Source organism: Bacillus sp. 1021, assembly GCF_014534735.1.
Lineage (GTDB): Bacteria > Bacillota > Bacilli > Bacillales > Bacillaceae > Bacillus > Bacillus siamensis.
Genome location: NZ_JACVSR010000004.1, coordinates 333,268 through 346,331, shown reverse-complemented (window position 1 = coordinate 346,331; position 13,064 = coordinate 333,268). Strand labels below are relative to the sequence as shown.

Genomic DNA, 13,064 nt, shown 5'->3' with positions numbered 1-13,064 from the left:
GTTCTTCTCCTGATTTTAACTAGTCCCAAATGAAAGGCCGCTCCACTTCAGCAGTTCTGAGATAGTCTAAAAGCTGACCGGTATGTACTGACTCATGATAAGCAATCCTTAATAACATGTCCCCCAGTTCACGGACGTACCCAACATCAGACCTATCAATCTTTATATTTGTTAAATCGGTTTCATTTAAAGATTTGATGAATGTCAAAAACTCGGTCCGAAACGGTTTTGCAAATTCTAATTCTTCGGCTGCTGTGGTAAACGTTTTTGATTCATAAGGATTAGCAGATTCCTCTGAAGTCTCATTCATATGTTTTAGTAAAATTTGATGATAAAGACATTCTGCTTCTAAAACATGTCTTATCATTTCCTTACACGACATGGCTTCGGAATCCGGGCGCCAGTCCATCTTTCCTTAGATATACCTGTCCATAACTTAATGCTTCGCCGTCTCACTTATTTTTAAATCATTCTCCTTCTTCCCGGAAAAACCTCTTCAAATAAAGAAGATATTATTTCCCAACCCGCTGGATTGATAAATTTTTAAGATAAAGAGATCTTCATTCATCCATACAATAGACTCTGGTTGAGCATATACTGAATGATAGTTTTCATTAGAAAGGAGACATCAGCTTTGGCAAAATATCGGATCATGACCTTTGATGGGGGAGGTACGTTAGGTGCTTTAAGTTTACAGCTATTGAACAGACTGGTTAAACAAAATCCCACTTTAATAAGCCGAACCCACGTGTTTTCAGGAAATTCAATCGGTTCATTCACTGCCCTTGCATTAGCCAGCGGAAGATCGCCGCATGAGACATTCCGCTATTTTAAGGAAAAAATCCTGCCCACATTCAGCGTTTCCCGGCCGGGCGGACCCGTTTTCAATCAACAATTACCATATTCCGGTTTTATTAAAGCGGTACGGAATTTTTTCCCGGCAGATCTTCGTCTCAAAGATTTAAGAAAGCGAATTGTTGTCCCTTCATTTAAATTATACTCTCCAAAACTGGATCGTTGGACTCCTGTATTATTTCACAACTTTCCCGGCTCTCCCTATTTAAATGAGAAAGTGAGTGATGTCATACTGCGGAGCAGCGGTGCCCCTGCGACGCAACGCGCCTATCAAAACTACGTGGACGGATATGTAGTAGCAACGAACCCCAGTACAGCCAGTATCGCGTTTGCAGTTGGTAAAGCCAACGTGCCATTGGATCAAATTGCGGTATTGTCCATCGGAACAGGTGAAGCCCCGACCCGGTTAAGAAGAGATACGAGGGGATGGGGAATGGTAAGTGCAGATAACATACGTCCCGAAAATCTGAAGAACCTTCCTCCAAATTGGGGAGTCCTTTTGGACAGGTCGCCTAATGAACCTTTACTGCCATTTCTTCAGATAATTGCTGGCGGAAATGGTTACTATGAATCCATGGTCAGTGCGAATCTTCTGGGAGATCGTTTTTTCCGATTAGATCCGCGGATTCCGAACTTCTCCAAAACGGACCCTGCCGTCGTTCCCGCTGTCATTGAAATTGCAAACAAAACCAACTTACAGCCTGCGATTGAATTCATAGAGAAAAACTGGAACAACAAATAAGAACAGACAAAATACCAAGGGTGGAAAAACCCTTGGTATTTTTAGATGCGGCCGGAGAGGACTGCTTAATATGAAACTGAATCGGTCTCCGGCTTTTGCTCTTTTTTTATTTTCACCGTTTCAGGCAGTAAGCAAGTAAATATTGCCGCTCCAAACAAAATAATAATTGAGAAATAAAAAGAAGGATCATAGTTACCCAATTCACTATAAAGAAAACCCGGTACATAAGCTCCCAGTGCTGATCCTATCTGATGGCTCAGGAATAACCAGCCTAAAATAAATCCAACTGAATATTGCTTAAAATATTGCGTGGCTAACATTTGGGCAGGAGCTACAGTTGCAAAATCAACCAGCCCAAACAGAATTGCAAAAATAAGTAATATAACCGGATGATGACTGTATAACAGGATGCAAATTGATAATGCGCGGATGACATATAAAAGAATAAGCATCTTTTTACTGCTCCAGCGGTCTGCCGCAATTCCTGAAATGATTATCCCCAAAATATTAAATCCCGCCAACACACTAACTGCAGCACTGGTTACACTTGTTGAAAACCCATGGTCATGAGAAAAAGGAATAAGGTGAGTATCCATCAGACCTGTAGTTGTAAAACCGCATATCGCAAAGGGTAATATTAAAAACCAGAATTGTTTCTTGCAAAATACTTCCCAAACAGAAATGCGGGTCGTATGCTGCCCACTTCCAGCTTCTTCTTTCATCAAGCCGCCCATAGGAGATAACCCCATCTCGCCGGGATGATTCCGTAAAAATAACAGGATGACAGGAAACACAATAACCATTAAAAGCAGACCCAAAATCACTACAGTTAACTTCCAGTCAAACCATTGAATCAAAATGAGAGAGCCGGGAACAAGAAGCATCTGACCAGCGCCAAACCCCGCCTCCATAATGCCAAAAGCAAGCCCGCGTTTTTCATTAAACCAATTTGTAACCACAACTGTTGCGGCTACATTAGATGCCCCTCCAACACCGATGGAGATAACAATTCCGTAAAGGATAAATAATTGCCATGGATGATTCACAAAAGAAGTTAAAATAAAGCTAAGCCCGACCAAGAAAGTGCTGACTGACAAAATCATTCGGGGGCCTAATTTATCAACCAGCCTCCCTATTATGGGCTGAGATATGCCATATATGATAAAACTCAGAGTAGAAATAAGGGAGATTGTTCCTCTGTTCATGGAAAAATCTTTTTCCCACGGTTCAACAAAAGCTCCAAATGAAAGACGTGCCCCTTGAACCGCTAATAAGGTTAAAAAACTGACAAAAACAATGATCCATGCGTAGTGATATTTTATTCGCATCCTATCCCCCCTCACTCTTATTTATAATTCCAAATCCCAGCGCTCTTCTATTAAATTTGATCCCCATAAAGGTTTCTCTTCATGAACTTCTGTCATTTCGAATCCGGTTTTTTTATACAATGGCCGGGCTGTTGACATGTCTTTTACCGTCCAAAGAAATATGCGCTCGTATCCATTTTCTTTACAATATTGAACAAGTTCCTTCATCAGACGGCTGCCGACACCTTTTCTTTGAAAAGACGGATCGACTAAAAACCATCTTAACTGTCCTGTTTTTTCATCGTCATTCACTAAGCCGATACAACCCGCAAATTGATTCCCGCTTTCTGCCACCCATATTTTTTCAATATCAGCTTTAAACGTATCGCGAAGATAAGATAAGAATGTGTCATCCCACCCATGGGATTTGGCATAAAATAATCGCTGTTTTTCAATTATGTTTTTGACATCCTCTGAAGTATAATAGTCTCTTATTGAAATCGGAGATTCTTTATCATAAAAAGAATGCTGCAAAATGTTTTGAATGGTTTCCATTGATTCTACAAGTTTTTCTTGTTCCTCTTTGTCTATGCATTCAAGGATATATTCAACTTGCTGATTGGCTTTTTTCTCCAGACTTTTATAAAGACTTTTCCCTGACTCGGTGACATAAAGGAAATGATTACGTGCGTCTTCTCTGCATTTTTGCTTATATATGAAGCCTTCCTTTTCTAATTTTCTGATAATTCTGCTTACATATCCTCTGTCCAGGTCTAATTTTTCTTGAATGATTTTTGCTGTACAATCCGGCGTATTATAAATTTCGTATAAAATCCTGGTTTCTGTTAAGGAGAATGGACTGTCATAAATATGTTCATTCAGAAAACCCAAAATATCTGTATAAAATCTATTAAATTGTCTGAATGCCAAAACACGTTTTGTTTCCAAATTGATGTTCCTCCTCCAAATGATTGACTTAAGCAACTTTTTTTCATCGTAATCGAGACAGTTGCTTAAGTCAACTATATTTTTCAATCCTTCTACCTTTTTTGTAATGAGCACCTTTTATTTCTAAAAAACACATTGAAAATAAACGGCACTGTTTCATCGGAGAACCGTTATGCACCGCCATAAATTCTTTTTTACTTCAAGTTCCTTTTACAAATTTTGAAAAACTCATTGACTATTCAGTTGAACTGTATTACATTATTATAAAGTTGAACTATATAGTCGAACTGAATAGAGGGTGAGGATATGAAACATAAATTATTACCGCTGTCTGAAACCATGCATTACATTTTATTAGCTCTGCGTGAGCCGCTTCATGGCTATGCCGCCATGCAGAAGATAGAAAAGATGAGTAACGGTACTGTTATATTAGCGGCCGGCACTTTATACGGCGCGATTGAAAATTTGAATAAGCATGGCTGGATTGAGCCTGTCGGAGAGTCGGGCCGGAGAAAAGTCTATATGATAACTGCGGAAGGAAGCGCCATTTTGAAAATGGAACAAAACAGGTTATTGCATATTTTATCCCTGTACGAAGGAAGTGAATCGAATGAAGAAATTTAAGATGTTTTTTGATATTGAAAAAGAGGAGCAATGGCTGAACGAGCAATTACAAAACGGCTATCGTTGTACAAATATTAGCGGATTAGGAATATACACCTTCGAAAAAACCGATAAGAGATATGTAATGCGAGTGGATTATCAAGATTATTTATCAAACAAAAAGTTCAAAGATTACAAAGGAATTTATGAAGACTTCGGCTGGAGTTATATAAATGGCCCTTGGGGGCTTGGAACTCGATATTGGCAAAAAGAAGATGATGGTCAAAATGAAATCTTCTCGGATCGCCAATCAAAGAGTAATTATTATAAAAGATTAATGAGTTATTCATCAAGTTTTGGTTTCCTGTGTTTGTTTATTTCTTATATGTTTTACAAGGATTCAGGTTTATATTTAGCTGAAGGCCTGTGGAGTATGGAAGGCTCAATGTTTTGGAAAGCATTTTTATTTGAAACTCCATTTGCCATTTTGAGGTCGCTTCCCGCCCTTATGGCTGTTATCTTCGGCATCAGTTTCTATAAAGCGTATCGAAAGTATTCAATGTTAAAAGAAGAATAATGCGGGGAAGTTACATTCAAAAAAGTAATGAAGGATCATGTACCTGTCACAGTCGGGCGCAACAAAAAATACCAAGGGCGTAAAACCCTTGGTATCATTGGGATGCTGCCGAGACGGCTTAAACCTTCACAGAGATAGTGACGTTTTTAAAACAGATGAAGCAAAACATTCTTGAAACCAGCTCTTCTACTCGTTTCATCCCGAAATGATCCTCCCCTGTTTAACGGGGATTTTTTCATTCGAGGCTTTTGGAAATATATCATAGAATGTTGCATGTTAGACTGGATACAATTTAAATTTTCAGAAAAATACCCATTCAAGTACAGCGCCTATAATGTTAATGCTTTTGCAGACAAAGCAGCTTTCAATCTTCGTATCCCTTCTTCTATTTCTTTCTCAGCTAAATTTCCGTAGCCTAAAATAATTTTGTTTTTATGAACCCCTTTCTCGATCGTATGGAGTTCAACCGGGTAAATTTTAATTTTATGCTGATCTAACTTTTTCAGCACCTGTTCAGAAAAAATGACATTTTCAAAACTGGCTATTAAATGGAGACCTGTCGAATCTCCAAATATCTTGACCTCATCTCCAAATTCACGGTTCAGGCTTTGTTTTAAAGCCTCACGACGTTTCTTATACACTTTTTTCATTTTACTAATATGGTGTTCTAGATAACGATCCTCAATAAAGTTTGCAAGTGTAAGCTGCTCCAAGGAAGAGGTATGAAGATCTGTAAACCATTTTAGATTCTTACACTTCTCAACGAGAGACGGCGGAAGAACTAAATATCCAAGACGCAGTGCCGGTGATAAGATCTTACTGAATGTACCGATATAAATAACTCTTGACGGGTCTAATCCCTGAAGGGAACTTATAGGTGATCCCTTATATCGAAATTCACTATCGTAATCATCCTCTACGATATAACAATTTGATTGACGCGCAAACTGTATTAATTGAATACGGCGTTGAATTGTTAATGTACCGCCGATTGGGAATTGATGAGACGGAGTAACAAATACAAAACTTGGTTTTTTATCGTGGGGCAGCAGCTCCGTTCGCATCCCATTATGATCTACTGGTATAGGGTAAAGCGAGCTGCCGGGTGATGAAAAAATAGTTTGAATTTCATGTGTAATAGGATCTTCAATAATGACTTCATCACCCGGTGACAATAACAATTTTGCTATAAGGGAAAGTCCTTGGGTTGCACCTGAAGTGATGACAATTTGGTCAGGATGACAATGAACCCCTCATGTTCTTCTAAGATACCTTGAAAGGACATGCCTTAATAGGATTATTAGTTAGCGTACAAGTTCCCCATATAGAAAATAAAAAGCCAGCTCTCCTTCGGGAGAAGAACTGGCATACCAAAGCTTCTTGCTTCTTATTTTGCTGTATTGCTCGGACCTTTTAATTTCTCTTCGTTCTTGCGTCAATGTTTTATTATTAGGACACAACCAATTAAATAATGACGATCGAGAAGCTGCAGTCATTGCTGCTGGGATAATCCCGGATTATTCTGAGTCTGTATTTCGAGTAGTCGGTCAATTAAATTGATGCTTTTTTCATTCCTTTTCTGTTTGCTCCATTTTCCACCACAGTGAATCTTTTGGATTTTCAACAGCTTCTTGAAACTCAGCTTTAGAAGCAACTGTTGGGTAAGAACCTTTTAAAGATTTACCTGAAGTATCTTTAAATAAGGTTAACACAACGATTAAGCCAATTAAACTGACTGCCAATAAATAGAAACCTGGCGCCAAATTGTTTCTTGTCACATGGGTTAACCAAGAAGCAACTAAAGGTGTTGTCCCGCCAAAAATAGAAACCGATAAGTTGAATGTCCAGGATAATGTACGATATCTAATGTCAGTATGGAACAACGTAGGTAAAGATCCTGGCATAGTACCTTCATATACAGATAATACAATACCTAACAATAAAAGTCCTATAAATAAGAATGTTATATTCCCCATATTAAGAAATTGGAAAGAGATAATCGAAAATACAATTCCTAATACTAATCCAATTGTTATAACTTTTTTATTTCCTAATTTATCTCCCAGTTTACCAAAAGTTAAAGCGAACGGTACCATAATAATCAATACAATTGCTGTAACCGGTGTACTTATATTATCACTTATACCAAGGTTCTCATCTAAATAAGAAGGCATATAACCTAACAATAGGTAATTGGTTATATTGAAAAACGCCACAAATACGATACATAAAAAGATATCTTTTTTATATGTTTTAATTACTTCTAATAAACCTGGTTGTCGTTCTTGGTTTTCAGAGATGTCATTTTCGAAGATTGGTGATTCATCTAAATGACTTCTCAAATACAAACCAAATAATCCAATTGGAATACTTAAGAAGAAAGGAATCCTCCATCCCCAACTATTCATTTGAACATCAGATAAAGCCCAGAAAAGTACTGTAACTAAAACAGAAGCTACTATATAGCCAGATAATGTACCGATTTCTAAACCACTGCCTAACCTTATACGTTTATTATCTGGAGAAGATTCTGCGATATATACCATTGCACCAGCGTACTCTCCACCCACAGAAAAACCTTGCAGAATACGAGCTAAGAGTAATAATATAGGGGCCCATACACCAATCTGATCATAGGTAGGAAGTACACCAATTATTAAAGTAGATAAAGCCATCATTAAAATAGTAATTGTTAATACCATTTTCCGGCCAAATTTATCACCCATTTTACCAAAAATAATTCCGCCTACCGGTCTAAGTAAAAAGGCAATTGCAAATGTAGCAAAAGTAAATATTAACTTTAATTCATCGTTTTGAACCGGACTGAAAAAGTTTTTACTAATAATAACTGCCAAATAAGAATATAAAGCAAAATCAAACCATTCCATCGCGTTTCCTATCCCTGTAGCAAACACGCTTTTCTTCGCTTTTTGAATATCTACAACGTTAATTTTTTTCTTGTTGAACTTCATTTAATAATATCAACTCCTTAATGATCAAATCCACATGATACAAGCGGATAAACGGTCCAAGCGTGCAGTCCCAGAATGTATAGCGTAATGCTTCTCTAAAAGTCTGGGGGTTTCTGTTTCACCTGATGGAGAGCTAATGGCATAGTGGCGATTGGTTCAACTGGACCTTAAAAGACTGGACCAATATCCATCTCAGCGCCAAATAACATTGTAAACCAGGAAAGAAGGATGAAATTCAGCTTTTCCGATGGTTTTCTTAACTTATTTTTGCCGATTGGACTAAAAATAATACAAACACAACAAAAAGAGAAACAACCAACAGATAATGCCAGCCAAAGTGGTTAGTGATATATCCTTGGGCTGTGGTTGATATTTTCTGCAGACTGTTTGGAGAAATGATTCTCCTTCATACAGCTCTATTGTGAATATTATCACAATCAAAAAAACTTTTATTTCTTCAAAGTATCCTAAACCTTTATTTTAGTTCTTCCATTACGTCTTCCAATATGTTTATTATGTGTTGCAGAAAGATTGAGGTCATTCCTAAGAATTATTTACTGATCCTATCTTTATTACCCCGCAATCAGGTGAAACAAAACATTATAAACGTAGCATACCTTTTTAAAACCTGACAAGCCCAACAGGGTGATAGAAACCCGGCTAAAGCCAAGCTAATCAATGGATAGAAGAAATTTTTTTTGTTTTTCCCAAGGAATAACCGTCTGTGTTTAATCTAGCCCAATAGAAAGAAAAAGAGCAGGAGTCATCCTGCTCTTTCATTCAAAACTTTAATTTGTATGACGAATTTCGTAAACCTTTTCGACTTTCTTTACCTATTAATTAGTATGCAGACTGCAACAGAAATACTCATATCGCCATCATCAATAATGCATTATAAAATCAAAGATATTTTTTCCTATTAAGATAACAGTAACTAAAATAAATAACATTCTCACATAGGTTACACCTTTTTTAATTGCGAAGTTAGATCCCACAAGCGCTCCTAATATCATTGATATACCCATTGGTACACCATATAAAAAATTAATTTTATGAAGAAAAAGAAACATAATTAGAGCTGCAATGTTACTGCCGAAATTAAGAAATTTTGCATTTCCTGCAGATTGTAAAAAATCGAAGCCTATAATCAAAAAGGCAAATAAAATAAATGAACCCGTTCCTGCACCTAAAAATCCATCATAAAAACCAATAGCGAATATTACAAAAGAAAAAAGAATGGCTTTTTTCCAAGTCAGTTTTTTATAAGTAGATTCATTACCCCAGTTTTTCTTCAAAATAGTGTAAATAGCTACACCTACTAAAAGAATTAATATTAATGGTTTTAATAATTCAGACGAAATAAAATTGACAACTAAAGCACCCAATAAGGACCCTATAAAAACAATCGGAAACAATTTAGAGACTAACTGAAAATTAACTTTTCCTGATCTTATAAAGGAAATCGTACTCGTTAATGTACCCATTGTACTGGCTAACTTATTTGTAGCGATAGCAACTGAAGGCGGGAGACCTGAAAATAACAAAGCTGGTATAGAGATCAGTCCTCCTCCTCCCACTACTGAATCAATAAAAGAAGCAAGAAATCCGAAACATACTACTATTAATAGTGTATAAAAATTAATATCCTCCACTTATAAAATCCCCCCATAATGGTAAATAATAAGAGTGATCAAACTATTTTTCAATAAATAGTTTGATCACTCTGTCCATTATTTTTGCAATTCAAGTTCGATTTTTAAAGGCATACATACATGACTTTTAATAGAACGACTTGCACTTGATTTATTACTATCAACTACAGCAAACATTCTTTGTAACCATCTGTCTTTCCCCATATTTTGGTTTAAAGGCCGTTCGAGCATGTGCCGCTAAATGGTTGTCTAATATAATAAGGTCACCAGGTTTTAGAACTACTCCTGAAGACACTTCCGATAGTGCTTTTTCAGCTCTTCTAATGCCCATCTGGCTTCATCATTTAATCCTTCCATTAAGGAACCATGAATACATAAGTCCGGTTTAATAAATCTTTTTCATTTCAATCCCTTAATGATTTAATTCCAGTATATAAAAAATTTTTTAAAAATTCCACATCTTATTCATTTCCTTTAGGTGACACGTATGGATACGTTCAAAAACACACCAAAAATTCAGGTGTGTTTCAAAAAGGCACTCAAAATTGTAAATCCATTTCACTTGTAATGAAGGTTTGTTGCATTGCACTTTCTAACTCCACATTCATCATTTCTATATGTTTGGATAAGTTGGGTTAACCATAATTAGTTAACAAAAACCACCCTTACTTTCCCACTTCTATTCCCATTACGTTCAATTTATTACCTATCCTTCAACAATTTTTTGGGAAGCCCATAACTTATCTATGGTGATATTTGGTTATTAAGTCGCCAAAAAGATTATAAAGAATTGAAAAATCAAATGATTAATTTGAAAAAGCATTTAAGGCTGTTGCTGATCTTGATGATTGTGAGTTCTCTGGGACGGGAGCAAACAATATTTAAAGCATTTTTTCACGATCACACAGGTGTCTCCGTTCAATGGATTGATTTAATTGAAATGAAGATCGTTTTCCTTTAGCATTTCCGATGTGCTGGAACATGCCAGCTTATCCGATGCATATGTCGAAGAATCCTTCTTAGAACACGAACTGACAAACGCATATAGAAAATCACAAGCAATGATGTCCGAGCAGAAGAAAGCAATGAAAGATATACTGAGTGATATTGATGACATTCTTCCACTTGATTTATTTTCAACAGAGACTTTTAAGGATGAGCTCTCTTCTGCCGAAAACAAACGGAAAAAGACGGTTGATAAAATAGACGATGTGGACGAACACTTAAAAACTGAATATGCACTGACTGGACCTAACGAACAATTCATTAAAGCAGACTTTCAAAAGTTACAGGAGTCAACAGGTAAGGGCAAAAATGCTACACCCATTCACTATAATGCCAAGGCATATCGCGACAGTGACATACATAAGAAAAAAGGCGATATCGAAAAGCAATCTAAAGCTTATTTAAAGATCAAAAAAGAAGAAGCTAAAAAACGTGAAATAAAAGATTTGAAGAAACAGCTTGTAATGGTTAAAAATCGGTGATTAAATTGTGCCCATGTAGATTGAAAACATGTCATTAATGTCAAGTCATGAACTCCTAATGGATATTTAATAACTCATTTTCAATGAAAAACTGAACTCTGATCATTAGTCGAGATTCTAAGATATACACGGACCAATCGAACTTCCCTTTTTTTGGAAACACAATGGTTCCCTCTTGTTTTGATGTTGTTTTTTTAAAAAAAGTTATTGACACCAAAAAATTATCATGTTATTATTATAAATTTGATATCGATTTCCATATATGTTAACCTTAAGTTGAGTTACCATATATGGAGGTGGATGATATGTTTCAAATTGGCGATAACATTGTTTATCCAATGCACGGAGCAGGTATAATTGAAGCCATAGAAGAAAAAGAATTCTTAGAGGAAAAAGAACATTATTATGTCATAAAAATGTCAATCAGTCATATGACAGTTATGATTCCAACGCGTAAAATAATGAGTTTAAATATACGACCAGTTACTGATATACTTGCATTAAAACACATTATCCACATTTTTCAGCATGGAGAATCAGATAAGTTGCTGCCGTGGAAACAAAGATATAAAGTAAACACAGACAAAATAAAAACGGGTAAAATCCAAGAAGGTGCTGAAGTTGTACGTGATTTAATGCGTATGAAGAAAGAAAAAGCACTTAATGCAAGCGAAAAAAAAATGTTGGATAGTGCATATGAATTTTTGATTAGTGAACTGGAAGTTATTAAAGGAATCACTGAAAATCAAATAAAAAGTTTCTGTTAAGGTTAGATAATGTTTGCTTTCCAAAACATCCTTAAGTTTTCGGAAAATTACGATTAGACGTTTAACTTCTTCAACTTACTTTTAGAACATTAACCTCTTTTATTACTCCTGCAATCTAATCTGTTTTATTTTTAATTTTCTTCAACGAACATTTTAATTTTTATCAAAAACTCGATGGAATAGTCACTTGATTTTTGTAATCCTGATTCACACTGGCACGGACAAGGAGACGTAAGGATGGAAGAGAGGCAGGTTTTTCATTGTTTTAGGTCTAAGTGATTATTTCCAGAAGAAAAAACAACCCCTCTCCTCTTTATCTTTAAGAATTTCTTACAACTGCTTCCACAGTGAATAGCAATTGTTTATCTTCTTTTCATAAAAGAGATATGCGAATTGTAACAAAGAATAACATACCGTTACAAATCATTTATATATATTCCACATATCGTCAATCCGTTATGTTATACTGTAAACAATCCTTTGAGGTTTTAAACCTTTTTTTTACCTTGTAGCATCTGTCCCTACTCGAACGTTGAGTAGGGTTTTTTATTCAGTATTATACAGAGAACATAAAAAAACAGGCCCTATAAAAGAGCCTGTTTGTATAAACGATTGAAGATTAAGCAGTTTTTTGAACGTTAGCAGCTTGGGCTCCACGAGCACCTTGCTCAACGTCAAACGTTACTTTTTGACCTTCGTCTAAAGATTTGAATCCGTCACTTTGGATTGCAGAAAAGTGTACGAATACATCGTCTCCATTTTCACGTTCGATAAATCCAAAACCTTTTTCTGCATTAAACCATTTAACTGTACCTTGTTCCATTTTTGTTGCCTCCTAGTGTGTTACACATTGTATTACTATCCTTGCCCAAAGTATCATCAAGACGAAAAGTCGATATTCATACTATCCTTTACACGAACAAAAATAATTCTCCTTTATCATAACACGAAACGGAAATAACTGCAAATTAATATCATGTTTCATTTTGTTAAACGTGTCGATACGAGTGCAAAATAAGATGCCTACTAATAACGATGGTTTGAAAACACCGTGAAAATGGATCACGAGTGTCTTCAAAAAAGCTCAGCTGTTTCTTGTTCAAGTACAAGATATTCTTTTAAAAGCAGGGCTGTTCACTGGTATAGCTTTGTTT

General features: G+C 36.0%; 10 protein-coding genes and 4 pseudogenes. 5 read left to right on the top strand and 9 right to left on the bottom strand.

Features of this window, described 5'->3' with window-relative positions:
• Positions 1-19: 19 nt before the first annotated feature.
• A pseudogene (locus tag ICW23_RS16240) lies at positions 20-456 on the bottom strand (DinB family protein).
• Between the two features lie 178 nt (positions 457-634).
• Between ICW23_RS16240 and cotR the strand changes: the two are divergent.
• Positions 635-1,597: a sporulation hydrolase CotR gene (cotR, locus tag ICW23_RS16235; protein WP_188154789.1), complete on the top strand. Its 963-nt coding sequence runs from the start codon at positions 635-637 to the stop codon at positions 1,595-1,597.
• A gap of 65 nt (positions 1,598-1,662) precedes the next feature.
• Here cotR and ICW23_RS16230 read toward each other — a convergent pair whose 3' ends face one another.
• Positions 1,663-2,925 (bottom strand): MFS transporter, encoded by a 1,263-nt coding sequence (locus tag ICW23_RS16230; RefSeq protein WP_016937135.1) that lies wholly within the window; start codon positions 2,923-2,925, stop codon positions 1,663-1,665.
• 21 nt (positions 2,926-2,946) lie between these two features.
• The gene (locus ICW23_RS16225) at positions 2,947-3,852 is read right to left on the bottom strand and encodes a bifunctional helix-turn-helix transcriptional regulator/GNAT family N-acetyltransferase (protein WP_016937136.1); all 906 of its coding nucleotides are present in this window, start codon (positions 3,850-3,852) and stop codon (positions 2,947-2,949) included.
• Positions 3,853-4,158: 306 nt separating this feature from the next.
• Here ICW23_RS16225 and ICW23_RS16220 point away from each other — a divergent pair, with 306 nt between their 5' ends.
• Together ICW23_RS16220 and ICW23_RS16215 are read left to right on the top strand one after the other, a co-directional pair.
• Complete coding sequence (locus tag ICW23_RS16220; protein WP_015416893.1) at positions 4,159-4,476, top strand: PadR family transcriptional regulator; 318 nt, start codon at positions 4,159-4,161, stop codon at positions 4,474-4,476.
• The gene (locus ICW23_RS16215; RefSeq protein WP_016937138.1) at positions 4,463-5,032 is read left to right on the top strand and encodes a DUF2812 domain-containing protein; all 570 of its coding nucleotides are present in this window, start codon (positions 4,463-4,465) and stop codon (positions 5,030-5,032) included. The genes ICW23_RS16220 and ICW23_RS16215 overlap by 14 nt, the downstream gene beginning before the upstream one ends.
• Positions 5,033-5,361: 329 nt before the next feature.
• Here the strand turns inward: ICW23_RS16215 and pdxR are convergent.
• From pdxR to ICW23_RS19310, 5 genes and pseudogenes are all read right to left on the bottom strand, one after another.
• Positions 5,362-6,324, bottom strand: a pseudogene (gene pdxR, locus ICW23_RS16210) (MocR-like pyridoxine biosynthesis transcription factor PdxR); the annotation flags it as partial.
• Between the two features lie 276 nt (positions 6,325-6,600).
• Positions 6,601-8,004, bottom strand: coding sequence for an MFS transporter (locus ICW23_RS16205; protein WP_188154788.1), 1,404 nt, complete (start codon positions 8,002-8,004; stop codon positions 6,601-6,603).
• 167 nt (positions 8,005-8,171) lie between these two features.
• Positions 8,172-8,353, bottom strand: a pseudogene (locus tag ICW23_RS19130) (BCCT family transporter).
• Between the two features lie 532 nt (positions 8,354-8,885).
• Entirely contained in the window at positions 8,886-9,656 is a 771-nt protein-coding gene (locus tag ICW23_RS16195) for a TSUP family transporter (protein ID WP_016937142.1), read from the bottom strand.
• Positions 9,657-9,816: 160 nt separating this feature from the next.
• The gene (locus tag ICW23_RS19310) at positions 9,817-9,987 is read right to left on the bottom strand and encodes a TauD/TfdA family dioxygenase (RefSeq protein WP_223152404.1); all 171 of its coding nucleotides are present in this window, start codon (positions 9,985-9,987) and stop codon (positions 9,817-9,819) included.
• A 411-nt stretch (positions 9,988-10,398) separates the two neighbouring features.
• Between ICW23_RS19310 and ICW23_RS16185 the strand changes: the two are divergent.
• Together ICW23_RS16185 and ICW23_RS16180 are read left to right on the top strand one after the other, a co-directional pair.
• Positions 10,399-11,122 (top strand): annotated as a pseudogene (locus ICW23_RS16185) (T7SS effector LXG polymorphic toxin); the annotation flags it as partial.
• Positions 11,123-11,448: 326 nt separating this feature from the next.
• On the top strand, positions 11,449-11,910 hold the full coding sequence (locus ICW23_RS16180; RefSeq protein WP_016937143.1) for a CarD family transcriptional regulator: 462 nt from the start codon (positions 11,449-11,451) through the stop codon (positions 11,908-11,910).
• A 619-nt stretch (positions 11,911-12,529) separates the two neighbouring features.
• Here the strand turns inward: ICW23_RS16180 and cspC are convergent.
• Complete coding sequence (gene cspC, locus ICW23_RS16175; RefSeq protein WP_003156143.1) at positions 12,530-12,733, bottom strand: cold shock protein CspC; 204 nt, start codon at positions 12,731-12,733, stop codon at positions 12,530-12,532.
• Between the last annotated feature and the right edge of the window lie 331 nt (positions 12,734-13,064).

Bases quoted from the DNA above. Each gene is read 5' to 3' on its own strand.
- ICW23_RS16230 (WP_016937135.1), bottom strand. From the start codon at position 2,925: ATGCGAATAAAATATCACTACGCATGGATCATTGTTTTTGTCAGTTTT.
- ICW23_RS16205 (WP_188154788.1), bottom strand. From the start codon at position 8,004: ATGAAGTTCAACAAGAAAAAAATTAACGTTGTAGATATTCAAAAAGCG.
- cspC (WP_003156143.1), bottom strand. From the start codon at position 12,733: ATGGAACAAGGTACAGTTAAATGGTTTAATGCAGAAAAAGGTTTTGGA.
- ICW23_RS16220 (WP_015416893.1), top strand. From the start codon at position 4,159: ATGAAACATAAATTATTACCGCTGTCTGAAACCATGCATTACATTTTA.
- ICW23_RS16215 (WP_016937138.1), top strand. From the start codon at position 4,463: ATGAAGAAATTTAAGATGTTTTTTGATATTGAAAAAGAGGAGCAATGG.
- ICW23_RS19310 (WP_223152404.1), bottom strand. From the start codon at position 9,987: ATGGGCATTAGAAGAGCTGAAAAAGCACTATCGGAAGTGTCTTCAGGA.
- ICW23_RS16180 (WP_016937143.1), top strand. From the start codon at position 11,449: ATGTTTCAAATTGGCGATAACATTGTTTATCCAATGCACGGAGCAGGT.